Here is a 26319-nt window from a genome sequence, read left to right as displayed (position 1 = left end):
CTCATGTCAGCCAAGAAGCGCGGACTCGGCCGCGGACTGGACGCCCTGCTCGGCGACGCCGCGCAGCTGGAAACACCGCCAGCGGAATCGCTGAGCACGCTGCCCATCGAGAGCCTGCAGCCCGGCAAATACCAGCCGCGTACCGGCATGGACCCGGAGCGCCTGGCCGAACTGGCCGCTTCGATCCGCGCCCATGGCGTGGTGCAACCGGTGGTGGTGCGCCGCATCAGCGCCGATCGCTACGAGATCATCGCCGGCGAGCGCCGCTGGCGCGCGGCGCAGCAAGCCGGACTCAGCGAGATTCCGGTGGTGCTGCGCGATATTCCCGATCAAGCCGCGATTGCCATCGCGCTGATCGAGAACATCCAGCGCGAGGATCTGAACCCGCTGGAAGAAGCGCAGGCGCTGAAGCGGCTGATCGATGAATTCGATCTGACTCACCAGGACGCCGCCGACGCTGTCGGCCGCTCGCGCGCCGCGGTCAGCAATCTGTTGCGCCTGCTGGAACTGGCACCAGAAGCGCGCAAGCTGCTCGAAGCCAAACGCATCGACATGGGCCACGCCCGCGCGCTGCTGACGCTGCCCACGCTGTTGCAGGTGCGCCTCGCCCATCAAGCCGCCGAGCAGGGCTGGAGCGTACGCGAGCTGGAAGCCGAGGCCCGCAAGGCCCAGACCCAGCCCAAACCCAAGGCCGCGCCCCGCCGCGACGCCAATGTCCAGAGCCTGGAAACCGAGCTGTCCGAACGCCTCGCCGCGCGCGTAGCCATCCAGCAAGGCCCCCGGGGCCGCGGCAAGCTGGTGATCAGCTACAACAGCCTGGATGAGCTGGACGGGATCCTCGCGAAGATACGCTGAGGCACGAGGGCGCGAGGGCGCGAGGGCGCGAGGGCGCGAGGGCGCGAGGGCGCGATCAGGATTGCTCATCGGAAGCGTCATTGCGAGCGCAGCGAAGCAATCCAGTGCTTCCACAGCCGTGCATCTGGATTGCTTCGCTACACTCTCAATGACGCCAGTCGGGTGTACGACGAGGCTGGATCGGAGCGGCTGTGAGGAGGGACGCGCGCCTGCGCGGCCGCTCTTGATGTCCGACCCAGGCAAAGCGGCGCCGCGGCGCGGCGCCCTCCACAGCAACGGCACGAATCGCGCTCAGGTTATTGCCTGAAGGCGCGTAGCCCGATGTGCCGCGCAGCGGCTCACCGGGGCTTTTCGCGTCAATGCCCACAGAGCGCTACGCGCGCCTCGGGCTACGCCAAGTGGGCGATTGCCGGCACTATTGCATCCAAACTCGTCAGAGCATCTCCGACATCTGATCGCCCTTCTTCGCGTTCTCTCTGCTTTTCCTTTGCGTACTCTGCGTCCGGCTTCTGGCGATGATGTTCCTCAGGGCCGGATTGTCGCTTCACCGGTCGCGCCGCAAGGGCGCTCCTACGGTTGCCGATTCGCCGCGCGCCCTCATCCAGCTCAGAAGCTGTAAACGAGATTGGTCGTGAACAGCGAATCGGTCTTCTTCAGACCCGGCGCCACGTCGGTATTGTGGCGAAACTGCAGGCCGGCCTTGAGTGCCAGCGAGGCGTTCATCTTGACCACCAGACCGCTGTCGTTCTGAGCGAAGGTATTATCGGAACCCGCTTCCACGAGCAGCGAGTTCTCGAATGAGGTGCTGTCGTTGAAGGCATGCTTGAAGTTCATGCGACCGCGAAACACGGTCTGGCCCTCGGTACGCTGGGTGGCGGAATCCTTCACGCGGCGATAGCCCGGACCACCTTCGAACAACCACTCGGTCACGTCGTTCTTGATGGCATACCAGCCATAGCCCAGCGACACGATGGTCTGATAGTCGTAGGGCGCGAAGTCGTCATTCTCGTAGCGCAGCGAGCCGATCGCATAGCTGCGTTCGCTGAGGTCATAGGCGCTGGAACCGGTCAACTCGTAGCGATTGGCAGTCAGGTCCAGATCGCCGGTCTCGGCCACCTGGCCCTTTTGCCGCAGTGCGGCGAAGCCGACATTGTGCTTCCACTTTTCGTCTTCGAGGGTCAGCCCGAGCTTGGCGTTGAGGCTTTCGGTTTCCGAGTTGCCGCGCGACAGCGCCAGACCCAACTCGCCGGCTCCGGTCCAGCCGTTCTCGGCCAGAGCACCCGTGCTTGCGCCCAACAGCGCCAGAAACAATACCTTGCGCATCACAGCCCCCTTGTCTTGTAGGAAGAAAGGGGGCGGATGTTTGCGCCGACGCGATGAATGCGCGGTGAGCAGGACCGCAATCAGGCCTCACTCACCGAGATTTCGTTCAGCGTCGCATGAAGGAACTCAGCAATCCGCTGCCGTGTTTGAGCAGGTCGGCTGCATCGACATCGCCGTCGCCATCGGTATCCAGCATGCTGCCCAGCATCGACTGCAAACCTCCCGCGTTGCCACCCGTGGCGCGCTCCACGTCGTTGCCCAACATGCCGGCCAGGCCACCCGCATCCAGTCCCTTGGCTTGGGTCTGCTGCCCCAGCGCGCCCATCAACATCGGAGCCAACATCGCCAGCAACTGCGCTGCGGAGCCCATGTCCAGGCCTGATGCCTTGGCGACGCCCGCTGCAGCGCGTGGCTGCTGCTGACCGAAGACATGACCCAGAATCGCGACACCATTTTCCAGCGGCGAGCGTTGCGGTGCCGCTTGCGCTTGCTGACCGCCACCCATCATGCCCATCACAGCCCCCAGCAGGCCGCCCATTCCTCCACCGGCGTTGGTACCGCCGCCACCACCGAGCAATCCACCCAACAGCCCCCCCAGATCCACGCCCTGGTGGTCGCGCTTGACCGCGCCAAACAGGGCCTGGGCACCATCCGGACTCGCGGCATTGCGCTGCATCGCGCCCATCAGCATGGGCAAGGCAGCCTGGATGGCGCTCTGCGTCTGTTCCGGACTGGCACCCAATTGCCCGGCCATCTGTTGAATCGTCTGCGGATTGAGCTGACTCAGCATCGCGTCTAGTGCGCTCATGCGGATGATCTCCTGTGAGTGAATCCGGATCATCGCACGATGTCCAAATCGCGGGCTCGGTCGCACGTCAACTTTGGTGCCCCCGACAGGACATCTCGACCATGTGGCAGCCGTTCGCTCCAGCAACGCCGGAATCGCGAATTGCCCTGGTAGCCCGCGCAGCTGCAGGAAATGCAGGCTAGACTCCGCCCCGCATGCACACACCCGCGCAATTGGAATTGCTGTCCCGGATCGGCTTTTGCGCCAGGCGCTGGCCGGATCTGGTCATTCCCGACGACAGCATCCTGGCGCGTATCGTCGAGCAGCATCGCTCCGGCTACATCATCCATGACGGTTGCGACACCCATGTCGCCAAATCACTGCCGCGTCTGCGCCATCGCGTGGAACAGGCCAGCGAGCGGCCCTGCGTGGGCGACTGGTGCATCGCGGCGGTTCGTCATGGCGGTGAGTGGATCATCGAAGAGCTGTTGCCGCGCTTCTCCACGCTGGTGCGCGGCGCCGCTGGCGAGACCCAGGCGCGTCAGGCCATCGCCGCCAATATCGACCACGTGCTGATCGTCACCGGCATGGATCGCGACTTCAATCTGCGCCGCATCGAGCGCTATCTCACCCTCGTCAGCAGTTCCGACGCGCACCCGATCCTGGCGCTGACCAAGGCCGACAAGAGCAGCGAGGTCGATGAGCTGCGCGTGGCCGTCGAGACTATTGCGCCGGGCACGACGGTGCATGCCATCAATGCCAAATCGGCGGAGAGTTGCGCAGCGCTGGCGGCAGAGCTGTTGCCGGGCCAGACGGCGGTGCTGATCGGATCCTCGGGTGCCGGCAAGAGCACGCTGACCAACACCCTGCTGGGGGCCGAACTGCAAGCCACCGGCACCACGCGCGAGCGCGATGGCCGTGGCCGCCACACCACGGTGTCGCGGGCGCTCAAGCCGCTGCCGGGCGGCGCCTGCCTGATCGACACGCCGGGCCTGCGCGAGATCAAGCTCACCGGCGACGAGGACCTCGCCGAAGCCGGCTTCGACGACATCGAAGCGCTGGCAGCGTCCTGCCGTTTCCGCGACTGCAAGCACGAGAAGGAACCCGGCTGCGCCGTGCGCACTGCCATCGAGGCTGGAGAACTGGACCCAGGCCGCCTGAGCAGCTGGAGCAAGCTCGGCGGCGAGATCAGCCGCGCCGGCGAGAGCCCGATCGCGCGCCGCGAACGCAAACAGCACGACGCCGCCATGGCCCGCGCGCTGCGCGATGTGCTGAAGAAGAAGGGCCGCAGCTGAGGGCTGGTTTGTCGGTTGTCGGTTGTCGGTTGCTGGTTGCTGGTTGTCGGAGGGAGCTGGATCACGCGGAGACGCGGAGGTCGCGGAGGTCGCGGAGAAAGGCTGGATCAACCAGGCTTCCGTGGGAGCGGACTCTGTCCGCGATCCGTTGATCCGGAACGGCCATCGCGGCTGAAGCCGCTCCCACAGGGAACGCGCACCGCCGTCGCTGTGGGAGCGGACTCTGTCCGCGATCAGTCGATCCGGAAGGCCCATCGCGGCTGAAGCCGCTCCCACAGGGCGCGCGCATTGCCGTCGCTGTGGGAGCGGACTCTGTCCGCGATGGCTGGTTCGGCGAAGGCAATCCCTGGCTCAAAATGCCACTCTCCGTTGATTGAGCGTACGAGGGCAGCAAGAGCCAGAATCTCGCGCCAAACCTGCCTTTGCGTGCCCTCTTGCCCTCTTGCCGGACCGCAAGTTCCGGTTTCCCGTCTACAGCGTCCGGACAAGTCCGGACCCACAAGAGCTCGGTTCTTCAGCCCGTCAGCGACTGCGGCGCGCAGCCCGCCAGGCACCGAAGACATCCAAGGGACTCAGGCGATCGCCCTCGCTGCGCCAGCGCTTCGCGCTCGCTAGCCAGCGAGCTTCAAGATACTGCAGCACTGTCATCGCCGGATCTGCGGTCGCTGCCGACTCCAGATCCAGGCCCTGCGCCACCTCGGCCATCAATTCACGGCGCTGCAGGTGCGCAAGCTCCGGCCACTGTGAGCGTTTGAGGCCATGGCGGGCCCAGAGATCGAGCGGCAGCACATTGGTCAGCGGCGTGGTCGCGCCCAGGGTCAGTCGCAACGCCAGCGCCAACCACGGCAGGCGCCAGGCCGCGGCCCCGGGATGCAGGCTGTCGCTGGCAGCCGCGAGCGCGGTCAGACGTTCACTCAGGGCCTGCGATTGTTCCGGCGCAGCCGCCATCAACCAGTCAACGCTGGCCGCCACCAACCCTGCCACCGGCTGGCCCTGCCCGAGATCGGCAAAACCATGCGCCAGCGGGTGCCGGGGATGTCCTGCGGCCCAGGCTTGAGCCTCCTCGGCCCACCATGCCAGACGGGCCTCTGCGACCCGCCGCTCGCTGACCGCAATCACGCTTTGGGCCAGTTCGCGCATCAGCACGTTGACGGCCAGGAACTGCTCGCGGCCACGTCCCGCCGGAGCGAACTGGCAGGCCAGCAGCAGCCGTGGTTCACCCGCCAGCCACGGCTGACAGAACTCCAGCAAGGCAGGATTGACGTCCGGCAGCATCAGTGAGCTCGATGCGACAACAGCGACAGGCAGCGCTGCAGCGCTGCACCGAGTTGCCTGGGGTCATCGACAATTTCGTCGGCGCCCCAGCCAGCAACCTGATCCGGCATTTCCAGATAACCATAGGCCGTGGCGATATTGAGTGCGCACCCGGCGGCCCGACCGGCGGCAATATCGCGCTCGTCATCACCGACCATGACGGTCTGTTCGGGCTTCAGCCGCAGTGCTTGGCAGGCATGCCAGATCGGCTCCGGATACGGCTTGCGCCGATCCAGGGTATCGCCGCCCACCAGGGCGGCGAAGCGCTCGGTCCAGCCCAGTTCTGCGAGCAGTTGTCTGGCCAGCCCTTCGGGCTTGTTGGTCACGATGGCGGCAGGGATTCCGGCCGTCTGCAGCTGATCCAGCACCTCGGCGATGCCCGCATAGGGTCGACTCAGGCGCGCCAGACGGCCGGCATAGATCTGCAGATAGCGGGGCAACAGGCGCTCGACCAGTTCCGGCTGATCGGGGAAACCCAGCGTCAGCAGCCCGCGACCACCGCGCGCCGCGACAGCTGGCGGCAGAGCGGCCGTGCACGGATCCAAGCCAAGCTCGACGCGCACATCGTCGAGCGTACCGATCAGATCCGCAGCGGTGTCGATCAGCGTGCCATCAAGGTCAAACAGAACCGCTCTCACCATGGGCGCTGTGCGGCCACCAGATAATTGATCGAAAGATCCGCGCTGCGGCGTGCCTGTCGGGTGAAGGGATCGTAGGCCAGCCCTTCGAATTCCAGCTCGACCAGCCCCAGGTCCACCAGTGCCCGGCGCAATTCCGACGGCTTCAGAAAGCGCTCGTAGCGATGGGTGCCTCGGGGCAGCAGGCCGAGCACGTATTCGGCGCCGACGATGCCCAGGGCGAAAGCCTTGGGAGTGCGGTTCAGTGTCGACAGGAACAAGCGCCCGCCGGGCTTCAGCAACTGCACGCAGGCGCGCAGCACCGACAGCGGATCGGGCACATGTTCGAGCATCTCCAGGCAAGTGACCGCATCCTGGGATTCGGGCATCTCGGACGCCAGCTGCTCGACCGACTGCAAGCGGTAGTCCACCTTGATGCCGACTTCCAGCGCATGCAGGCGGGCCACGTCGAGCGCGTCTGCGGCCAGATCCAGGCCGATGACCTCGGCGCCGGCGCGGGCCATGGCTTCGCTCAGGATGCCGCCGCCGCAGCCAATGTCGACGATATGGGCACCCGGCAAGGACTGCCGCTCGCTGACGAAGGCCAGCCGCTGCGGATTGAGCTCATGCAGCGGCCGGAAGGGGCCGTCGCTGTCCCACCAGCGCGCGGCGACACTGTCGAAACGGGCCAGCTCGCGGGCATCGGCGTTCTGGTTCATGCGCTCTTTGCCTGCCCGGCGCGCACAGCTGCCTGTGCCTTCAGCGCCCAGCGGGCGGCCGTGGCCATGAGCGCCTCGCGATCCACTCCGAGCAACTGCCCGGCGCGCACGCGCCGCTGTCCGGCCACCCAGACGTCGCTGACGTCGTGTCGCGATGCCGCGTACACCAGATGCGACAGTGGATTGAAGACCGGCGCCAGATGCAGCCGGTTGAAATCGACTGCGACCAGGTCCGCCGCCTTGCCGAGCTCGATGCTGCCGATGCGATCTTCCAGGCCGATGGCCCGGGCGCCGCCCAGCGTCGCCGCCTCCAGCGCCGTCGCCGCGTCCATGACCGCCGGATCCGCTGACACGCCCTTGGCCAGCAAGGCCGCGGTGCGCATTTCGCCGAACAGATCCAGATCGTTGTTGCTGGCGACGCCATCAGTACCAATGGCGAGGCCGACGCCGGCCTTCAGCAGATCGCCGACCGGGCAGAAGCCGCTGGCAAGCTTGAGATTGGATTCCGGACAATGGGCCACGATCACGCCATGCCGGGCGATCTCTTCGATCTCGCCCGGCGTCAGCTGGGTCATGTGCACCGCAGTCAGATCCGGCCCGATGAAGCCGAGGCGCTTCAGTCGCGCCAAGGGTCGCTCATTGTGGAGCTTGCGCGACTCCTCCACCTCGAAGGCGGTCTCGTGCACATGCACGTGCACGCGCAGACCCAGCTGATCGGCGTAGGTACGAATGCGCTTGAAGCTGTCGTCCGAGACCGTATACGGCGCATGCGGGGCAAAACAGGCATGCACCAGCGGGTCGCCCTTGAGCTGATCGGCCAGCACCAGGCCTTTGGCGAGGTATTCGTCGGCGTTGCGCGCATAGGGCGTGGGGAATTCCAGCACGATAAGGCCGACAGCGGCGCGCATCCCCAGGCGTCTGTAGACCTCGGCGGCCACGTCCGGGAAGAAGTACATGTCGTTGACCGCGGTGATGCCGCCGGCCAGCATCTCGGCCACGGCCAACTCGACGCCATCGGCCACGAAGGCGGCCGATACCAGCGCGCCCTCGGCCGGCCAGATGTGCTCGTTGAGCCAGGTCATCAGCGGCAGATCATCGGCAATGCCGCGCATCAGGCTCATCGCCGCATGACAATGGGCGTTCACCAGCCCCGGCATCAGCACATGCTGATCGAGTACGGTGCGCTCGCGCGGCTGATACTGGCCACGGGCCTGATCGATCGTCATCAGACCGACGATATCGCCACCGTCGATGGCCACGGCGTGCTCTTCCAGGACCACGCCCTTGGGCTGCACCGGCACCACCCAGCGCGCTTCGATCAGATGGTCAATGACCTGCATCGCCGCGCTCCGTCTAGGCTTACTTGTTGGCGCGGCCGACGTACTCGCCGCTGCGCGTGTCCACGCGTACGGTTTCGCCGTTCTCCACGAACAGGGGCACGCGGACGACGGCACCGGTTTCCAGCTTGGCCGGCTTGCCGCCACCCTGCGCGGTGTCGCCGCGCACGCCCGGATCGCACTCGACAATCTTCAGCTCGACAAAATTCGGCGGCTGCACCGACAGCGGCGAGTTGTTCCACAGGGTCACGATGCACATGTCCTGCTCGCGCAACCACTGGGCGGCGTCGCCCGCGGCAGCCTTGTCGGCCTGGAACTGTTCGTAGGTTTCCGACTGCATGAAGTGCCAGTATTCGCCATCGGAGTACAGGTACTGCATGTCGGTATCGACCACGTCGGCACCCTCGATCGAGTCGCTGCCCTTCATGGTGCGCTCGACCGTGCGGCCATTCTTCAGGTTGCGAATCTTGATTCGGGTGAAGGCCTGGCCCTTGCCGGGCTTGATGAAATCGGTGTCCACGATCGTGTACGGATCGCCGTCCACCAGAATCTTGAGTCCATTCTTGACATCATTCATGCCATACGAGGCCATCACCATCTCCATGCGCAAGCGGCGCCTGCTGCGCCGCTATGATTGGGAACCTGAAAGTCGCGTCGAGCGACGCGGATCAATACGAACAAACCCGGAATGATACCTGCTAGCGCCTTGTTCCCACCAGAAACGCGGGCGTTGTCCTTGCGGCCCTGGAAACTGTTGCTGCGCGAGGCTTTTCGCGATGGCGACCAGCTGCTGGCCTTTCTTGGCCTGTCGCGGGCCGATCTGGCGCTGAGCGAGTCCGCTGCCTTTCCGGTGCTGGTGCCGCGCGGCTTTGCCGAACGCATGCGCCATGGCGACGCAGCCGATCCGCTGCTGCGCCAGGTCATCCCGCTGGCGGAAGAGGACCAGCCAGCCACCGGATTCGTCAGCGATCCGGTGGGCGACCTGACCCGTACCCGCGGCCCGGGGCTGATCCACAAATATCCGCACCGGGTACTGTTGATCGCCACCGGCAGCTGCGCGGTGCATTGCCGCTACTGCTTCAGGCGCCACTTCCCCTATGCCGAAGAACTGGCTGCACGTGAGCAGTGGCGCGACGCCCTGGCCCAGATCGGCGCCGATGACAGCATCCACGAAGTCATCCTGAGCGGCGGCGATCCACTCTCGCTGGCTACGGCCAAGCTTCAGGAACTCACCGACGCACTGCGCGCATTCAAGCACTTGCGCCGTTTCCGGCTGCACACCCGCTGGCCGATCGCGCTGCCGGAACGGGTGGACGCGGAATTGCTGCAATGGCTGTCCGGGCTGCCGTGGCCGCTGACCATCGTGCTGCACGCCAATCACGCCCGGGAGTTCGATGGCAGTGTTCATGCCGCGTTGCGGCGATTGCGCAGTGCCGGGGCGGTACTGCTGAACCAGTCGGTCTTGCTGCGGGGCGTCAACGACACGGCGCCGGCGCTGCGTGAACTCAGCGAGACGCTGGCCGATGGCGGCGTGACCCCGTACTACCTGCATCTGCTCGATCGGGTCGCAGGCGCGGCGCATTTCGAGGTCGATCTGCGCGAAGCTCGGGCGCTGATCCGGGCCTTGCGCGCCGAACTGCCGGGCTATCTGGTGCCACGACTGGCGCGTGAAGTCCCCGGACGAAGCAGCAAGACCGTGCTTGCCTGAGTCAGTTTTTGCTGCACAGTGTCAGGGATTGCGTTTCTTTCACCAGAGTTTGTGGCAATTCATACCGTATTTCGGTCAAAATGCCGCGCTCGTCCGTAGAGTTTTCTGTGCCCATGGGAAAAGCCGACAAGGTCCTGCGTGTCCTGCTGGTTGAGGATTCGGTGGAGGATGCCGAGCAGGTCATCAGCTTGCTGCGCAACGCCGGAATCGCCGTGCGCCCCAATCGGGTGGAAGACGCGGAGCAGCTGAAAGAGGCGCTGGAGAGCGGCAGCACCGACATCGTCCTGCTCAGTCCCCGCGCCAAGAAGCTCAACCTGACCGATACCGCCGGCATTGTGCAGCGCAGCGGCAAGGACATGTCGCTGATTCAGCTGGTCGATTCGGTCACCCAGGACGCGGTACTGAAGGCCATGCGCGAAGGCGCGCGCGACATCGCGCTGCGAACCACGCCGGACCATCTGCAGACCGTCGTCCTGCGTGAATTCGAGAACCTCAGTACCCGCCGGGCGCTGCGCCGCATGGAGGCTGCCTGGCGCGAGAGCGAACGTCGAGCCCATTCCCTGCTGGGCAGCTCCAGAGACCCGATTGCCTACGTGCACGAAGGCATGCACGTCTATGCCAACAAGGCCTATCTGGAGATGTTCGGCTTCGAGGACTTCGACGAAATCGAGGGACTGGCCATCCTCGACCTGATCACCAGCGGTGATGCCGAGAAATTCCGCAATGTGCTGCGCATGCAGAGCAAGGGCGAGAAGCCGCCCGAGAAGCTCGATGTGCATGCCAAGCGTGCCGATGGCAGTACCTTCGAGGCCATCATGGAGTTGTCGGAAGCGAGCATTGAGGGCGAGCCCGCCACTCAGATCATTTTCCGCCAGCAAACGCTCGGCACCGAGCTGGCCGAGCAGCTGGATGCGCTGAAGCGTCAGGACCTGGTGACCGGTCTCTACAACCGCCAGTACTTCATGGGCGAACTGGACAAGGCAATCGCCTCGGCCAACAGCGGCAAGATTGACCAGGCCGTGCTTTACATCGAGATCGACAACTACCGCAAGGTACTCGATCAAGTGGGCGTCGGTGGTGCCGATCTCTTGCTGGGCGACGTCGCGAGCATGCTCAAGGAGCTGATTGCGCCGCCCAACGATCTGGTCGCCCGCTTTGCCGACCATACTTTTACCGCCGTGTTGTCGGGCCGCCCTCACGAAGCCTGCGTGCAGATGGCCGAACAGATTCGCAAGCGCTTCGAAGAACGCATCTTCGACGTGGGCAAGCGCTCGGTGAGTCTCAATGCCAGTGTGGGCGTATGCCTGCTGACCGAGAAGGTTTCCGGCTCGCAGATGGTGCTGGAGAAGGCCAATGAAGCCTGTCGCACGGCCGAGGCGGAGGGCGGCAACCGCGTTGCCACTTTCGATCCGGCCGCCCAGGACAAGGCCGACGCGGCCAAGGACCGCGAGTGGCTGGACACCATCAAGAACGCTCTGGTGAAGGACGGTTTCATTCTGTTCTATCAGCCCATCGTCTCGCTGCAGGGCCACGAGGGTGAGTTCTATGAGGTACTGCTGCGCATGCAAGGGCCCAAGGGCGAGATCATGCCCGGACAGTTCCTGCCCATCGCCGAGCGCTTCGGACTGCTGCCGCAGATCGACCGCTGGGTCATCGAGCACGTGCTGCAGATCCTGCAGGAACGCATGAAACAGGGTCGTTTGACCACTTTCTTCATCAAGCTCACGCCGCAAGCCATCGACGACGGCACGCTGCTGCCCTGGCTCGCACAACAGCTGAAGAACGCCCGGGTGCCCGGTGACCGCCTGGTCTTCGAGATGCCCGAAAGCAAGGTCGTGACCCATCTGAAGCAGGCCAAGTTCTTCCAGAAGGGTCTGGAACAGCTCAAGTGCGGCTTTGCGCTGGAGCAGTTCGGCAGCGGCCTCAACTCCTTCCAGTTGCTGAAGCATGTCGGCGCCAACTACGTGAAGCTGGATCGCACCTTCATGGCTGACCTTGCCAAGAGCGCCGAAAATCAGGCCAAGATCAAGGACCTTTGCGAGCAATCACGGGCTTTCGGACGCATGACCGTGGCCGAGTTCGTCGAAGACGCTGCCAGCATGTCCATCCTGTTCTCGGTGGGCGTCAACTTCGTCCAGGGCAATTTCCTGCAGGAACCCGAGAAGGTGATGTCCTACGACTTCGGCTGAAGCCGAAGTCGTCGTCCCAGAAGACCATCCCCCAAGCGCCGGGGGCCGACCTCAGCCCTGACGCAAGACCGCGATGCGCTCTTCCAGCGGCGGATGGGTCATGAACAGCCGCTTCAGGCCTGCGCCCACGCCGCCGGAGATGCCAAAGGCCTGCACATCCTTGGGCAGCGCGGTCTGACCGTGATTCAGCATCAGCCGCTGCAACGCCGCGATCATCTTCTCGCGACCGGCAAAACGGGCGCCGGCGGCATCGGCACGGAATTCGCGCTGGCGCGAGAACCACATGGCAATCACCGATGCGATGATGCCGAAGACGATCTCGAGCACCATGACCGTCAGGAAATAGCCGATTCCTCGACCCTCGTCGGCGCTGCGCTTGAAGATCGCCTGATCGATGATCTGTCCGATGACGCGGGAGAGAAAGAACACGAAGGTATTGAGCACACCCTGAATCAGCGCCATGGTGACCATGTCGCCATTGGCGACATGGCCGACTTCGTGGGCGAGCACCGCCTCGACCTCGTCACGGGTCATGTTGCGCAGCAAGCCGGTGCTCACCGCCACCAGCGCATTGTTGCGACTCATGCCGGTGGCAAAGGCATTGAGATCGGGCGCGTCGTAGATGGCCACTTCCGGCATCTGAATGCCAGCGGCCTGGGCCTGGCGTGCCACGGTGTCGACCAGCCAACGCTCTTCAGCGCTGCGCGGCTCGGTGATCACCACGGCACCCGTAGAGCGCTTGGCCATCCACTTGGACAGGGCCAGCGAAATGAATGAGCCGGTAAACCCGACCACACCGGCCAGGATGAGCAGGCCCACCGTGCTGCGCGGGTCTATACCCAGAGCCGGCCCCATCAGATTGGTCACCAGGCCCAGCATGACCAGTACCGCGAGATTGGTACCCAGGAACAACATCACTCGGGACATCGCTAAACTCCTTCAGCTGAGGCTGAGCATGATCGCGGGCAGCAGTGTGAAAACCAGATCTAGGACCGAATCATCCGTTCATCTTGCCTTGCTGGTGGATCACCGGCCTGGCATGCACCGCATGATGCATGGGATTGAGGCCGACGTAGTCGGCTTTCAACCCTGCCGAAAGTCGCGTTCAGGCAGCGCAAGGAAAGCGCTGGAGTCACCCGGAATCACCAATGACTGTCCTTGCTGACCCGGGATGAGCGAGCAGCGACACTATCGCGGGCGCTTCGCGCCCTCACCCACCGGCCCGCTGCACCTGGGATCGGCGCTCGCCGCCCTCGCCAGCTGGCTGGATGCCAGGGCCCACGGCGGTCAGTGGCTGGTGCGCATGGAGGATCTGGATCCTCCGCGCGAGCAGCCAGGCGCTGACCGTCTGATTCTGGACCTGCTGGACGCGATCGGCCTGCGCTCCGACACCGCCGTGTTCTACCAGAGCCATCGAAGTGGGGCCTACGCCCAAGCGGTGGCGCAACTACTTGATGCCGGAATGGCTTTCGAGTGCCGCTGCAGCCGCAGCGACCTGGCCGCCAGCGAGGGCCTACACCGCGGCCCCTGCAGGGAGTCGGCGGCCAATGCCGAACGGACACCGGCGATCCGACTGCGGGTGCCTGATGTCGAGATTGAATTCGACGACCGCATTCAAGGGCGCCAACGGCAGAATCTGTGTCGCGATGTCGGTGATTTCGTGTTGCGCCGCGCCGATGGCCCCTATGCCTATCAACTCGCCGTGGTCGTCGACGACGCCGCCCAGCAGATCACGGACATTGTCCGCGGTGCCGATCTGCTCGACTCGACCCCGCGCCAGATTTATCTGCAGCAATGTCTGGGCCTGCCGACGCCGCGCTACGCGCATTTGCCCGTGCTGCTCGGTGCCGACGGGCAAAAGCTGAGCAAGCAGAATCTCGCGCCGGCACTGTCGCCGGACGAATTTCGGCAGCAGTTGCCCAGGATCGCGGCCTGGCTGGGACAGCCCGTTCCGGAGGGCTCCCTGGATCTGCAGGGGCTGAGCCGCCAATGGCGTATGGATCGCGTTCCCCGGCAGCTGGCGCTGCGGCCGGACAGCGGTCTTTGATCGAAGTACGCGGCATCCTTCGCCTTTCCAGTGCTCGGGCATGTCGCAACCCGGTGGACACCAGCGCCCGCTCACGCATCAATGCGGGCAAGCTTGTTTGCGGTGTGTAGAATCTGTGGACTTTCCGGGAGGGAGAATCTGTGATGACGAGTCGTGTCGCATTGGTGACCGGCGGTACCGGTGGTATTGGCACAGCGATGATCAAACGCCTGGCCAAGGCCGGCCATCGTGTCGCCACCAACTACCGCAATGAAGAAAAGGCCAGGGCCTGGCAGGAAGAACTGAAGGCCGATGGGGTGGATTGCCTGATTGTCCCGGGTGACGTCGCCGATTTTTCGTCGAGCCGGGAGATGATCAAGGAAATCGAAGCCAAGCTCGGGGGCATCGACATTCTGGTCAACAATGCCGGCATTACCCGTGACACCACTTTCCACCGCATGAACGAGATGCAGTGGTCGGATGTCATCGCCACCAATCTCACCGGCTGCTACAACGTGACTCGCAATGTCATCGAGGGCATGCGTGCACGCATGTGGGGCCGCATCGTCCAGATCTCCTCGATCAACGGCCAGAAGGGCCAGTATGGTCAGGCCAACTACGCTGCCTCCAAGGCGGGCATGCATGGCTTCACCATCTCGCTGGCGCAGGAGAATGCCAAGTTCGGGATCACGGTGAACACGGTCTCGCCCGGCTATGTGGGCACCGATATGGTGATGGCCGTCCCGGAAGACGTGCGCGCCAAGATCGTGGCCCAGATTCCCACCGGACGATTGGGTTATCCCAGCGAAATCGCTTATGCGGTCAACTTCCTGGTCGACGAGGAAGCCGCGTGGATCACCGGCGCCAATCTGTCCATCAACGGTGGACACTACATGGGTTGGTAATCGTCGCTGGTGGCCGCCAAGGCCACCAGTCTTCCAACGGCAGGCATGCTGATCGATACCAGAAAGGGCCACGATGTCCCGTCCGCGCATCATCAAGAAGTACCCCAACCGCCGGCTCTACGACACCGAGATCTCGTCGTATGTGACGCTTGAGGATATCCGCCAGTTGGTTCAGGACGGTGACGCCTTCGAAGTCCAGGATGCAAAGACCCAACAGGACCTCACCCGTTCGGTGCTGCTGCAGATCATCACCGAACGCGAGGAACAGGGGCAGCCGCTGCTGACCACCCAACTGCTGTCGCAGCTGATTCGGTTCTACGGGGATTCGCTGCAGGGATTCATGGGCAGCTATCTGGAACGCAGCATGCAGATCTTCCTCGATCAGCAACAACAGTTCCGGCAGCAACTGAACACGCTGCTGGGGCAGTCGCCCTGGGCCGTGATGAACGATCTGACCGAGCGCAATCTGGAGCTCTGGCGGCAGTTGCAGCAGGGTTTTGGCAAGCCACCGCCGCCGGCACCGCCGGGCTCACCAGGTGTGCCGCGCGATCCGGCCGACAGCGACAAATCACGGCGCAAGAGCTGATCCGGATCAGTCCGGCGCACCGCGCTGCGCCCAGCGCATGATGCGCTGGGCAATCTCGAACTGCTGCGGCGGCAACAGGCGGTACAGCGCCCGTGGCAGGTCGGTGCCCGGCGGACAACCGAACTGAGCGCAGGTATAGAGCGTCCAGATTCCCTCGCTGCCGCAGGAGGCACTGCGGCTGCAGGCGATCCAGTCAGCCGCCGGAATCAAGGCATTGTCGATATCGGCCCGTGCCGGCGCTGTCGTTCCTTCAAAGATGCGGCCCATCGGCAGCACATCGTGCTCCAACAGGAAGCGCAGGGCCGCGGCCAGCAGGGATGCATCGGCACTGCCGCGCAGATGCCGCCAGGACAGTTCCAGGGCGGCCTGCCGCGAGACAAAGGCCTCCACCCAATCCGGCAGCTCGCCATTTCGCTTCGCCGTCTGCGGACCGTAGTCCGGTGGCGGATCGAGATCGCTGTCGAGCAGACCCGCGCAGCGACGCATCAGTTCACTGATCCACGGCTCGCGGTTGGGATCGTCCTCGACCCGACGGCTGGACGCATCAGGGCGGCGCACCACCGAACAGCTCACCCGCACTTCCTCGGCCAGCGCATGCAGCTGGGGAGCGTCGTCGGACAAGCTTCGGCGCGCGGCCTCAAGAGCGCTGCGCAGATCGCGGGCGTTGCGCACCTGACTGGCCTGCCTGGCTTCGCTGGACAGCGGTTTCGGCCAGTCCGGCAAGGGCGCTTCAGCGCTCTGTCGACTTGGCGCCTCGGCACCCGCCAGCGCCGGGGACGAACGCGTTTGCCAGCCACCGAAATGCCAGACCACGGCCAGTCCGGTCAGGATCAGAGCCAGCAGCATGGGCCATCGCGCGCTCATGGCGGCGGACCGTCCTGCCAGCGCTCCAACCAGGCGTGGATGGCCAGTGCCGATTCCATATCGCGCGGCGCCAGGGCCTGATGCCAGGCAGCGCGCATGTCACTGCCGGGATCGCAACCGTGCAGCGCGCAGACCCGCAAGGTCATCAGGCTGTCGCTGTCACAGGCATTCCACTGCGCGCACTCACGCCAATCTGCCACCACCCGGATCAGCTGCTCGGCCTCACCCGGCAACAGCAGCCGACGATCGGAAAAGATCTGCGCTTGCGGCAGGGCTCCGAGCCTGTAGGCCTCGAGCCAGGCATCGACTAGTTCCTGCGGCTTGCGCGAGCCGTGCAGTTGCACCAATGCCTGTTGTGCGGTGGCTGAATCTGCCCCTTCTTCAGGCTCGCGAGGCAGCGGCGTCTCGCTGGTTCGGACATCCATCGAGGGCACCGGCAGCTTGGCACAGCGCCGCAGGAGTTCCTGACGCGCCGGATCGCGTCGCGGATCGGCTTCGGTCCGACCATCCAGTTCGAGGATGGCCAAAGCCCGGCAGGCACCGTCGATCTGCTCGCGCAAGCGCCGCGCTTCCGAACCCTGCAGGCGCTGAAGCGCCGCCGCCGGATCATCGGCATGGAGGACTGCGAACGCACTGGGACGATCAGTGGCAGGCGCTGCCACCATTGACTCCGACAGCGACGTCGTTGGCGCAGTCACCGATGACCGGCGCGTGTCCTGAAGGGCCCACGCCGCGAATACCAGGAGAATCACCAGCGCCACCCAGACACGCATTTCAGCCATACCGCGAAAAAGGGCTTGCGGTGGGCATCATTGCGCAGCCATGCCAGCCGCGCCAGCCTGCAACCCGGAACCCGCATGTCCAGAGAGTGACTCAATGCAACGCTGGCCTGCTGGTCTTGCCGACTTGCCACGGCCCACTCGCCCTTCATCCCCATGCCTGATCGATCATCGCGGCGACGTGCGCGAGATCAAGCGCGACTATTCCGAGCAATCGCTGCCGAATTTGATCGATCGGATGAACGGCCGGCTCGAAGAGCGCGCGCAGGATCTGGCCGGCGACACCGGCCCCTGGTGTTCAGCTGTCGCTGATCCAGCCATCCAGCAGGTTCACCCGGCGCTGGGCACGGGCGGCATTGGCCTGATTGTGGGTCACCATCAGGATCGTGGCGCCATCACGGTGAAGCTCTTCCAGCAAGGCCATGATCATCTCGCCCTGACTGGTGTGCAGCGCGCCGGTGGGTTCATCGGCCAGCAGCACTTTCGGGCGGGTGATCGTGGCTCGGGCAACGGCCACCAACTGCTGCTGTCCACCCGACAACTGGCGCGGATAGAGATCCTTCTTGCCGACGATCTGGAACCGGTCAAGGATGTCGGCGACGCGCGCCTTGCGCTCACCGCTGGCGACATTGCGATAGGACAGCGGCAGATCCAGATTCTCGGCCACGGTCAGATCGTCGATCAAGTGGTACTGCTGAAAGATGAAGCCGATGGCTTCACGCTGCAACGCCTGACGCGCCTTCGGTGCCAGTTTGCCGACTGCCTTGCCGTCAAGTTCGTAGTGACCGTCGAACTCACTGTCCATCAGACCAAGAATCGATAGCAGCGTGCTCTTGCCGGCGCCCGAGGGACCGGTGATGGCGATGAATTCGCCAGGCGCCACGCTCAGGTTGATCTGCCGCAGCAACCACAACCGGCCCTGTCCGGCGGGTACGGATTTTTCCAGCTTTTCCAGGCGGATCATGTGGGTTCCTTTTCGTGTAGGGGTGTCGGGGTCATCCCTGCGTCATTGCGAGGCGCGCAGCAACGAAGCAATCCAGCGGTCAGCGACTTTGCATATCGATTGCTTCGCTGCGCTCGCGATGACGCCACTGCTGCATTCACTCCTCGCGCAACGCCAGATTGGGCTGAATTCGCGCCGCTCGTCGCGCCAGACTCCAGCAGACCAAGGCCGTCAGCAGCAGCAGCGGCAGTCCCGATCCGGCGACCACCCAGGGCGCAACAGCATCGACATCGAACAGCATTCCGCTCAGACCCTGGGCCATGAACGCCGCCAACAGCAAACCCAGCGCCAGACCGGGCACGCCGATTACCAAACCCTTGGCAGCAACGAACCTCAGCGCCCGCATCGGTGTGGCGCCAAGCGCCGCGCGCAGCGCCAGTTCGCGGCGCCGGCGTGACAGATCGACGCCAGTACGCCGTAGACGCCGACCATCGATAGCGCCAAGGCAAAGATCGCGAAGGCGCTGGCATTGCGCGCGAAGAACATCGGGCTGGCCAGTTGCTCGTCTCGATCATCTGCTGGCGCAAAGCTGCGGTAGATACTGAGGCCCGGCTCCACCTGCGAGATGGCGGCCTCTGCCTGCCGTATCAGTGATTTGGGAGGCAACGGTCCTGACAGCAGGAAGCTACCAAAAGGCAAGGGTACTGAGTAAAAGGCAACCACACCTCGGCTGCAGCGTTGTCACCGTCGACCTGATCAATCTTGAGGTTGTCGACGATGCCGACGATCACAAAAACGGGTCGGTTCACCGCTTTGTCCGTAGGGCGGCACCATGATTTGTTGTCCTACGGCGTCAGCGCCATTGAACAGCTCGCGTGCTGCACGGTCGTTGAGCAGGGCAACGCGGGTCGAACCGGCACGATCGCTGGGCAGGAAGGCGCGGCCGCGCTGAAGCGTGACACCCAGTGCCTGTAACGCCGGGCCATCAATGGCGCGCGTCCGCAGCGTCTGCGAGTCGTTGCTTGCAGCACCCGGCAGCCATACATCGACGCTGGTTCTGCCTACGGGCGTGAACGGCGCTCCGGTCATGAAAGCGACCTGCTCAACGCCTGGAATAGCCGCCACGGCTGCCTGCATGCGCTGCATTCTTGGCAGAAACTCCGCGCCATCGCGGCTGTCCGGGAAAACTTGCACAGCCAGCATGTGATCGACCTTGGCCAAATTATCCTGCCGGGCCAGCTGCTGAGCACTGATTGCCAGCAACGCGGGCGTCGACACAGCAGCGATCGACAGCCCCAGCGCGACGATCGGCAGCCCGCGTTCCAGACTCAAGCCGCGAGGGCCCAAGCCCACACGGCGAGTCAGGGAGGCGGCAATTGCGCCGCGATGCAGGCGCAACGCCGGCCAGGCACCGCAGATCATCAACACCAGCAAGGTTCCGGCGGCAGCAAACGCAACGACCGGCAGTGAGATGGTCACCTCGGCGCTGCGCGGTAATCCGCTGTCGAGCAGACCGACAAAATAGTTCAGACCCATTGATGACAGTGTCAGCGAGAGCACCAACGCCAGCGTTCCGATGATCAGTACTTCGGCCAGGAATTCGAAGGCGATGCGCGACTGGCTGGCACCCAGGGCACGCTGGATACCAAATTGTGGCAGGCGTCCCAATCCGCGCACCATCACCAGATGCGCGGCATTGGCACAGGCAATCAGCAGCACCAGCATCGAAATGCCGAACAGCGCCAACAGCAGCGGGCGTCGGGCGCCGATTGTGTGCTGCAAGCAAGCGTTCGCTGTGGAGCACCCATGCATCGCCGGTTACGGCACCCGTGGCATTTTCCAGCATGGCGTTGAACTGCTCCGGCGTGGTCCCCGGCTGCAGGCGCCCAATGCTGTTGATGTAGCGAGCATTGTCATAAACCCCGGGCTCCATGTTGCGATATTGGGACTCGTCGGCGGCAATCCACATCGCCACCTCGGGGCTGGGATAGTCGAAGCTCGGTGGCATGACGCCGACAATCTCCGGACTGATCCAGTTCAGGTTGATGGCCTTGCCGATGATGTCTGGGTCAGCGCCGAACTGCTCCATCCAGGTCGCATGACTGAGCACGGCACGGGCCTGACCGAGATCCTCAGCCTGAATCGCTCGGCCCAGCATGGGTGGTACGCCAGGACGTCGAAAAAGCCGCCACCGACTGCATTGATCGTCAAGGCCTTGGGACGATCATCCACTTTCAAGTCGGCGCCGCCCCAGGTGTAGTAACCGAATCCCTGCAGACCGGCGAGCTGCGGCAGTGTGGTCAAGGCATCGCGCGGGGTAATACTGCCCTGTGCGCCACTCTGCATTCGCTGGGAATCGATGACCACGATTTTATCGTCGTCTGGATAGGGCAGCGGGGCCAAGGCGACAGCGTGCAGGATCGCAAACATGGTGATTGTGAGACACAAACCCAGTGTGAGTGTCCTGAGCAGGCCCAGCGCGTAGCCGGGGGTACGGAGCAGTCGCTGAAATGCTGAAAACAGGATGGCCATGGTCGAATTCGTCACTCGTCACGCAGGGCGACGGTCGGGTCGACCGCCAGAGCGCGTCGCGCCGGAAGTAGCGTTGCCGCTATTGATACCGTCATCAGGATCAGTACCAGTATGGGTACGCCCCAGTTATCGGTTGGCAGATCGGTCAGCGTATTGCTGAGCATATTGGCGAATGGAATCGCCAGGGCTACACCCACTACCAGACCCACCAGCACCTGACCCATGGTCTGGGAGAGTAGCCGCCGCAAAACCGAAGCGTTTGGCGCGCCCAGAGCCCGCTGCACACCAATCTCCCGAGTACGCTGACTAACCAGTTGCGCGATCAGTCCGTACAAGCCAGCAGCGGAAAGCACCAGGGCCACCAAGCCGAAGGCCGAGAACATTCCGGACACCACGCGCTCTCCGACCATGGCCACACGCATCACCTCGTCATAGGTCCGCAGCCAATAGGCTGGCGTGTCCGGATCCTGCTGTCTGAGCAGTTCGAGGAAGCGTGTCTTGAATGCCTCGGGATTGGCGCGGGTTCGCATGACCACGCTGACGAAACGGGCCGGACTCTGGGTCAGTGAGACCAGCACATTGGGCAGTGCGGGATCACCCGGATCCTCCAGTTGCAGGTTCTCGACCACTCCGATAACCGTGTGCCAACGCGCATCGTCACCTTCTGCCGGAATACGCACACGACGGCCGATCGGATCAGCGCCGGCAAACAGATTTTCGGCAAAGCGATCATCGACTATGACGACCGGGTCGGATTCTGTGGTGTCTCTGGTATCAAAATTGCGCCCAGCGTGGAGGTCAATGCCATAGGTCGGCACAAAGCCTGAGTCAACGGCAGCGTATCGGGCGACCTGGCCTTTGTCATGGGCCGACTCATGGCCCTCGGCAAGCACGCGCTCGGTACCTGCCGTCAATCCCGGCAAGCTGGTTCCGGCGCCGACCGACAGCACTTCAGGTTGCTCGCGCAGGGTAGTGGTCAGGCGCTCGAAGAAGCCAACTGTCTCTGCATCTTCAGGGTAGAGCTGGGGAAAAAGAGCAATGCGAGCGGTCAGAAGATGGTCCGGGTTGATGCCCAGATCCGTCTTCGACAAACTGTCGACGCCGCGGACGATCACCAATGTGGCCAGCAGAACAACACAGGTCATCGCCAGTTGGCCGGCCACCAGAACGCGGCTGAGTTTGCCCAGGCCACCGCCGGAAACCGCCCGCCCGCCGTCGCGCAGGCTCGTACCCAGGGCGTTTACGCGTAAGCGCAGCACCGGCAGCACGGCGACAATTGCCGCCGTTATCAAGGCAATCAGGAGCGCGACTGCTGTCAAGCTCGGTTCAAGGCTGGCAGTGACCCAGGGCGGTGGCCCGTCATCAGTACCGGCATATGAGTTGATTACCCAATCCACCCCCCAATGCGCCAGCGGCAAGGCAATGGCGGTGGCCACCAGGGTCAGAGTAAGGCTCTGACCCAACAAATAGAATCCGACCCGACTGCGACTTGCGCCTAGTGTGAGTCGCAATGCCAGATCACGACTCCGGGCCATGGTTCGCACCAGCATCAGATTGGCGGCATTCGCACAGGCCACCAGCAACACCAGCGCGACACAGGCCAGCATCAGGTTCAGCAACATCCGCGTTTCGCGATCTGCATAGAGCATGGCCATCGGCTCGGCATCAACTTCAACGCCGGACCAGCGGGCGGCATCGACAGTGATTTGATCGGCGAGCCAGGATTCGAGAATGGTGTGAATGGTAACTGGGGTGTCACTGTCGAGGGTCCGGGCGAAAGCTTTCAACTCGCGATCCGGCGGGGCCGTCGGCGCACGCACCACCTGCGCGGGCAGCCAAACCGTTTCTCGAAGTGGAAAGCTGAAATCCGGCGGCATCACGCCAACGACCGTGGCCGGTTCGGCGTTGGCACGTACCTGAGTGCCGATAATCGCGGTGTTGGAAGCGAATCGCGTTCGCCACACCTGGTTCGAAAGAATCACAACCGGCGGCGCGCCCGGCTGATCATCTTCTAAACTGAAATTGCGCCCCAGTACCGGCGTAACGCCAAGCATGGGGAACAGATTGTGGGTAACAAAGGCACCTTCGAGTCGTTCGACTCCCTCGTCGGTTCCAAGGTTGACCGTTGCTTGCCCCACTCCCGCCAGTTCAGCCTTGCCCTTGAAGCGATCCTGCCAATCAAGAAACTGATCGGCATCTAGCGCCCGCAGGTTGGAGCCGCTGTTGGCGAGATCGCGCCAGCCAACGGTTTGCACCTGCGCGGCATTGGGAAACGGTAATGGATCCCAGACCATCGATTTGAGGATCGACAGCATGCCGATCACCCCAGCCAGTCCGAGAGCCAACACCAGAATGGTGAACAGGCTGTTGCCCGGCTGCAGCGCCAGAGCGCGCCAGGTTTGGCGAATATCCGAGATTCCGAAAGCCATGATGTTTGCGCCTCTACTCGCCAACTGCCGCTCGACGAATGCGAGCGTCTTCCTCATGCCGAAGCTGGTGCATGGTCTCTTCGTCGACTACGCGGCCGTCAAACATGAAAACCTTCCGATCGGCGAAGTCGGCATAACGCGGGTCATGGGTCACCATGCAGATAGTGGCGCCGGCGCTGTGCAATTCATCCAGCAAGACCATGACCGCTTCGCCGTTCTTTGAATCGAGATTACCGGTCGGTTCGTCAGCAAGCAGGATTGAAGGCTCGCCGACCAGTGCGCGGGCGACTGCAACACGCTGTTGCTGACCGCCTGACAGCTGTGAGGGATAGTGCTTCAGTCGATGCGCCATGCCGACGCGATCCAGAGCCCATTGCGCTTTTTTCTTGCGTTCCGCCTTGTTCAATCCGGTCCGGTAGGTCAACGGCAGTTCGACATTCTCGAACACGGTGAGATCGCCGATCAGATTGAAGGCCTGGAAGATGAAACCGATTTCCTTGTTGCGAATCTTCGCCCGCTCATTGGCTGTTATGGAGCCAACCGAGCGCCCATTGATCTCATAGATCCCGCTGCTTGGGGTATCCAGGAGACCGAGAATTGCCAGCAGAGTCGACTTACCGCAACCAGAAGGACCCGAGATCGAGATGTACTCACCTTTGCGGATATCCAGGTGGATGCCGCTGAGCGCATGGGTTTCGACATCCTCGGTCAGATAGACTTTGGCGACATCTCGCAAGGAAATCAGTGCGTTGTTGTTGGTCATGGGACTTTCCTCGGGAACGGTGGAGTCAGCGCAGACGGAGACGGTCGTGCTGGTCATAGCTACTGGTATCGGAAAGGATCACCTGGTCCCCGGGCTCAAGACCGCGGGTCACCTCGATGAGGCTGACGGAGGCACGGCCCAGTTCGACGGGTACCCGCTCGGCAATATCCGTCTCTGGGTTCAGCCGGAACAGGGTGGTGCGGCTCTCGGCTTGACCGAAGGCTGGGCGTCCCACGTACATCACATTCGTGAGTTTCTCGATCTCGATGGTGCCGTCGACTGAAAGATCGGGGCGAGCACCGGGAGGCAACGGGCCAACCAGGTCGACGTCAACCTGCACGGTACCGTTCTGTACCGCCGGATCGATTCGCACCACCATGCCCGGAACGATGCCGTTGCGTGTATCTACACGCACGGACTGGTCAATCTTGACATCCTTCGCCTGTGTTTCAGGAATACGGAGCTCAGCGCGCAGCACATCGGGCTGCGCCACGCGGGCCAGATTTGTCCCTGGGCCGACTTGCTGTCCTTCTTCGACAGCAATTGCTTGCAGAATCCCGCGCATGCCAGCTCTAACACCTAGCGCTTCGGCTTGCCGTTTGCGCAGTAGGTAAGTGTTTTCAAGCTGATCAAGCCGAGCCCGTTCAGCCGCTAACTGGGCATCCAGATTGCGCTTCAACATCGCCAGTCGTTGACGTTCAATATCCAGCCGTACCAGCAACTGGTCTGCACGGAGCTGTGTCTGACGGTACTGCAGGGCCGAGACAATGCCCTTTTTGTTCAGCTCGGCCTCTGCCTCTGCTTGCAGCTTGGCCCCTTCCTGGTCTGCCTGGACCGAAGCAATCTGTGCTCGCTGATCCAGCACCTGGCTGCTCAAGCCAATTCGTTTCGCCTCGAGGTCAGCCTTGGCCGCCTGCACGGCAGCATTGGCGAACAGCACCTGGTCATCGATCTCGGGATTGGTGAGCTTCAAGATCAAAGTGTCGGGTTCTACCGTCGCGCCGGGTCGGATCACGATCTGATCGACACGGGCCGTCGTATCCGCCGACAGCCAACGAATTTCCTTTGGCACCAGTTGCCCAGGCCCCCGAACCTCGCGCAACAAGTCGCCGCGTTTGACGGTATCGATCCAGACCGATTGCCGTTGTACCTGCGGTGCAGCAGGCTCGAGTCGAGCGACAGCAAAACCGGCGGTCAGAATTACGATGAGGGCAGCGCCGCCGAGCAGAGCTCTGCGACGCTGGCGTTGTTTCTTCAGTTCGGGGCGTGCGATGTCCATGCCCTGAAGTCTGCAAACAGCGTGCCAAGCGCAAATTAAAACGGCAAGCCATTGTTCTTAGTCCATATTTCTGGCCGAACCAGACGCTGGCAGCCGGCCCTGGGTGCCGTTGTGTTCGAATCCGTGCATGGAGTTCGCCCAGGTGTTCGCAACCGAACAGGGACCGAAGACGCATGTCATCTCAGCGTTCGAAGAAGCGCCCGCGTAGATTCGCCAGATTGCACGGCTGAGTGGACGAATCAAACTGATGCTGCAGAATCTGCTCCCAGGCGAGACGACATGCTGACGTCGAACCCGGCAAGGCAACGATGATGGTCCCGTTGGCCAGACCGGCAAAAGCCCGAGACTGCAGCGCGGACGTGCCGATGTCTGCAAATGAGAGCGCGCGAAACAATTCACCAAATCCCGGCATGGTCTTGTCGAGCAGCGGTTCGATTGCCTCGGGTGTGCTGTCGCGCCCAGTGAAGCCGGTTCCGCCGGTGCAAAGGATTGCCTGGCAAGCCGGATCGGCAATCCAGGCGGAGATCCGGGCACGCATCAGGTAGCGGTCGTCGCGCACGATCGTACGTTCGTGCAGTTGGTGATTTGCTGCGTCCAACGCGGAAACCAAGTAGTCGCCGGACGTATCGTCGGCGGTTGTGCGCGTATCTGAGACCGTCAGCACTGCAATTTTCATTGGCCTTTCCGATCGGACTTGAAGGGCTAACGATAGCGCGCAACGCCAGCTGCTGTTCGGCTCTGGCAATGTTGTACGGCGCATGAGTTGCCGCTGGATGGGGTATTTGATTGCGGGCAGCTGGGATCGATGTGGTTGGAAGATCCTCAAACCCCAGACAGCACAACGCCCAGTCGATTGACTGGGCGTTGTGGTGTTTAAAAGGTGCTTGGCGATGACCTACTCTCGCATGCGGATGCACACTACCATTGGCGCTGACGCGTTTCACTTCCGAGTTCGGGATGGGATCGGGTGGGACCACGTCGCTATGGTCGCCAAGCATTGAAAAGTGTTGGGCAGGTAGCCATTGGCGCCAGGAGGAACGAGCGTGTCGTTCGTCGCATGGGCTTTGAG

25 protein-coding genes, 2 rRNA genes and 1 pseudogene (1 of these 28 cut by a window edge) are annotated in these 26319 nt (G+C 63.3%); 7 read left to right on the top strand and 21 right to left on the bottom strand.

Annotated features, from left to right (window positions below; all coding sequences use genetic code 11):
* The first annotated feature begins 3 nt into the window (after positions 1-3).
* Positions 4-855, top strand: a complete 852-nt coding sequence (locus H7A19_01590) for a ParB/RepB/Spo0J family partition protein (GenBank protein ID MCP5473515.1) — start codon at positions 4-6, stop codon at positions 853-855.
* 606 nt (positions 856-1461) lie between these two features.
* On the opposite strand, the gene H7A19_01585 is transcribed toward H7A19_01590, so the two are convergent.
* Positions 1462-2178, bottom strand: coding sequence for a DUF481 domain-containing protein (locus H7A19_01585; GenBank protein ID MCP5473514.1), 717 nt, complete (start codon positions 2176-2178; stop codon positions 1462-1464).
* A 106-nt stretch (positions 2179-2284) separates the two neighbouring features.
* On the bottom strand, positions 2285-2986 hold the full coding sequence (locus H7A19_01580) for a DUF937 domain-containing protein (GenBank protein ID MCP5473513.1): 702 nt from the start codon (positions 2984-2986) through the stop codon (positions 2285-2287).
* A gap of 194 nt (positions 2987-3180) precedes the next feature.
* Between H7A19_01580 and rsgA the strand changes: the two genes are divergently transcribed.
* Complete coding sequence (gene rsgA / locus H7A19_01575) at positions 3181-4260, top strand: ribosome small subunit-dependent GTPase A (protein ID MCP5473512.1); 1080 nt, start codon at positions 3181-3183, stop codon at positions 4258-4260.
* A 522-nt stretch (positions 4261-4782) separates the two neighbouring features.
* Here rsgA and H7A19_01570 read toward each other — a convergent pair.
* From H7A19_01570 to efp, 5 genes are read right to left on the bottom strand one after another with little or no spacing between them, the layout of a single operon-like run.
* The gene (locus tag H7A19_01570; GenBank protein MCP5473511.1) at positions 4783-5535 is read right to left on the bottom strand and encodes a hypothetical protein; all 753 of its coding nucleotides are present in this window, start codon (positions 5533-5535) and stop codon (positions 4783-4785) included.
* Positions 5535-6215, bottom strand: a complete 681-nt coding sequence (locus tag H7A19_01565) for an HAD-IA family hydrolase (protein ID MCP5473510.1) — start codon at positions 6213-6215, stop codon at positions 5535-5537. The genes H7A19_01570 and H7A19_01565 overlap by 1 nt, the downstream gene beginning before the upstream one ends.
* A complete protein-coding gene (ubiG, locus tag H7A19_01560; protein ID MCP5473509.1) occupies positions 6209-6910 on the bottom strand; it encodes a bifunctional 2-polyprenyl-6-hydroxyphenol methylase/3-demethylubiquinol 3-O-methyltransferase UbiG in 702 nt (233 codons plus the stop codon). The genes H7A19_01565 and ubiG overlap by 7 nt, the downstream gene beginning before the upstream one ends.
* Positions 6907-8250: a TRZ/ATZ family hydrolase gene (locus tag H7A19_01555; protein ID MCP5473508.1), complete on the bottom strand. Its 1344-nt coding sequence runs from the start codon at positions 8248-8250 to the stop codon at positions 6907-6909. Before H7A19_01555 ends, ubiG begins: the two co-directional genes overlap by 4 nt.
* Positions 8251-8269: 19 nt before the next feature.
* Positions 8270-8839 carry an elongation factor P gene (gene efp / locus H7A19_01550; GenBank protein MCP5473507.1) on the bottom strand — a complete coding sequence of 190 codons (570 nt, stop codon included), beginning with the start codon at positions 8837-8839 and terminating at the stop codon, positions 8270-8272.
* Between the two features lie 96 nt (positions 8840-8935).
* Here efp and epmB point away from each other — a divergent pair, with 96 nt between their 5' ends.
* Together epmB and H7A19_01540 are read left to right on the top strand one after the other, a co-directional pair.
* Entirely contained in the window at positions 8936-9955 is a 1020-nt protein-coding gene (gene epmB / locus H7A19_01545; protein MCP5473506.1) for an EF-P beta-lysylation protein EpmB, read from the top strand.
* Between the two features lie 113 nt (positions 9956-10068).
* The gene (locus H7A19_01540) at positions 10069-12144 is read left to right on the top strand and encodes an EAL domain-containing protein (protein MCP5473505.1); all 2076 of its coding nucleotides are present in this window, start codon (positions 10069-10071) and stop codon (positions 12142-12144) included.
* 51 nt (positions 12145-12195) lie between these two features.
* On the opposite strand, the gene htpX is transcribed toward H7A19_01540, so the two are convergent.
* Entirely contained in the window at positions 12196-13071 is an 876-nt protein-coding gene (gene htpX / locus H7A19_01535) for a protease HtpX (GenBank protein MCP5473504.1), read from the bottom strand.
* 244 nt (positions 13072-13315) lie between these two features.
* On the opposite strand from htpX, the gene gluQRS reads away from it, so the two are divergent.
* The 3 genes from gluQRS to phaR all read left to right on the top strand — a co-directional run bounded on the left by gluQRS (position 13316) and on the right by phaR (position 15661).
* Entirely contained in the window at positions 13316-14191 is an 876-nt protein-coding gene (gene gluQRS / locus H7A19_01530) for a tRNA glutamyl-Q(34) synthetase GluQRS (GenBank protein ID MCP5473503.1), read from the top strand.
* Positions 14192-14334: 143 nt separating this feature from the next.
* Complete coding sequence (gene phbB / locus H7A19_01525) at positions 14335-15075, top strand: acetoacetyl-CoA reductase (GenBank protein ID MCP5473502.1); 741 nt, start codon at positions 14335-14337, stop codon at positions 15073-15075.
* 73 nt (positions 15076-15148) lie between these two features.
* Positions 15149-15661, top strand: coding sequence for a polyhydroxyalkanoate synthesis repressor PhaR (gene phaR / locus H7A19_01520; GenBank protein ID MCP5473501.1), 513 nt, complete (start codon positions 15149-15151; stop codon positions 15659-15661).
* A gap of 6 nt (positions 15662-15667) precedes the next feature.
* Here the strand turns inward: phaR and H7A19_01515 are convergent, their stop codons facing one another.
* The 13 genes and pseudogenes from H7A19_01515 to H7A19_01455 form a co-directional block, all read right to left on the bottom strand.
* On the bottom strand, positions 15668-16525 hold the full coding sequence (locus H7A19_01515) for a hypothetical protein (protein ID MCP5473500.1): 858 nt from the start codon (positions 16523-16525) through the stop codon (positions 15668-15670).
* Positions 16522-17298 carry a hypothetical protein gene (locus H7A19_01510; GenBank protein ID MCP5473499.1) on the bottom strand — a complete coding sequence of 259 codons (777 nt, stop codon included), beginning with the start codon at positions 17296-17298 and terminating at the stop codon, positions 16522-16524. The genes H7A19_01515 and H7A19_01510 overlap by 4 nt, the downstream gene beginning before the upstream one ends.
* Positions 17299-17602: 304 nt before the next feature.
* Entirely contained in the window at positions 17603-18268 is a 666-nt protein-coding gene (locus H7A19_01505; GenBank protein ID MCP5473498.1) for an ABC transporter ATP-binding protein, read from the bottom strand.
* A gap of 136 nt (positions 18269-18404) precedes the next feature.
* The gene (locus H7A19_01500; protein MCP5473497.1) at positions 18405-18653 is read right to left on the bottom strand and encodes a hypothetical protein; all 249 of its coding nucleotides are present in this window, start codon (positions 18651-18653) and stop codon (positions 18405-18407) included.
* A complete protein-coding gene (locus H7A19_01495; protein ID MCP5473496.1) occupies positions 18641-18913 on the bottom strand; it encodes a hypothetical protein in 273 nt (90 codons plus the stop codon). The genes H7A19_01500 and H7A19_01495 overlap by 13 nt, the downstream gene beginning before the upstream one ends.
* A gap of 90 nt (positions 18914-19003) precedes the next feature.
* A complete protein-coding gene (locus H7A19_01490) occupies positions 19004-20029 on the bottom strand; it encodes an ABC transporter permease (protein ID MCP5473495.1) in 1026 nt (341 codons plus the stop codon).
* A gap of 52 nt (positions 20030-20081) precedes the next feature.
* Positions 20082-20405: pseudogene (locus H7A19_01485) on the bottom strand (ABC transporter permease).
* Positions 20406-20790: 385 nt separating this feature from the next.
* Positions 20791-23265: an ABC transporter permease gene (locus H7A19_01480; protein MCP5473494.1), complete on the bottom strand. Its 2475-nt coding sequence runs from the start codon at positions 23263-23265 to the stop codon at positions 20791-20793.
* On the bottom strand, positions 23222-23971 hold the full coding sequence (locus tag H7A19_01475; GenBank protein ID MCP5473493.1) for an ABC transporter ATP-binding protein: 750 nt from the start codon (positions 23969-23971) through the stop codon (positions 23222-23224). Before H7A19_01475 ends, H7A19_01480 begins: the two co-directional genes overlap by 44 nt.
* A gap of 25 nt (positions 23972-23996) precedes the next feature.
* Entirely contained in the window at positions 23997-25250 is a 1254-nt protein-coding gene (locus H7A19_01470) for an HlyD family efflux transporter periplasmic adaptor subunit (GenBank protein MCP5473492.1), read from the bottom strand.
* 181 nt (positions 25251-25431) lie between these two features.
* Positions 25432-25926: a molybdenum cofactor biosynthesis protein B gene (gene moaB / locus H7A19_01465; protein MCP5473491.1), complete on the bottom strand. Its 495-nt coding sequence runs from the start codon at positions 25924-25926 to the stop codon at positions 25432-25434.
* A 206-nt stretch (positions 25927-26132) separates the two neighbouring features.
* A 5S ribosomal RNA gene (gene rrf / locus H7A19_01460) occupies positions 26133-26245 on the bottom strand.
* Positions 26246-26311: 66 nt separating this feature from the next.
* Positions 26312-26319 (bottom strand): 23S ribosomal RNA (locus H7A19_01455); it runs 2849 nt beyond the window's last position.

The sequence above is a fragment of the Rhodanobacteraceae bacterium genome (assembly GCA_024234055.1).
Lineage (GTDB): Bacteria > Pseudomonadota > Gammaproteobacteria > Xanthomonadales > SZUA-5 > JADKFD01.
The sequence above is the reverse complement of the archived record's forward strand: the minus strand, read 5'-3'. Positions and strand labels throughout refer to the sequence as shown.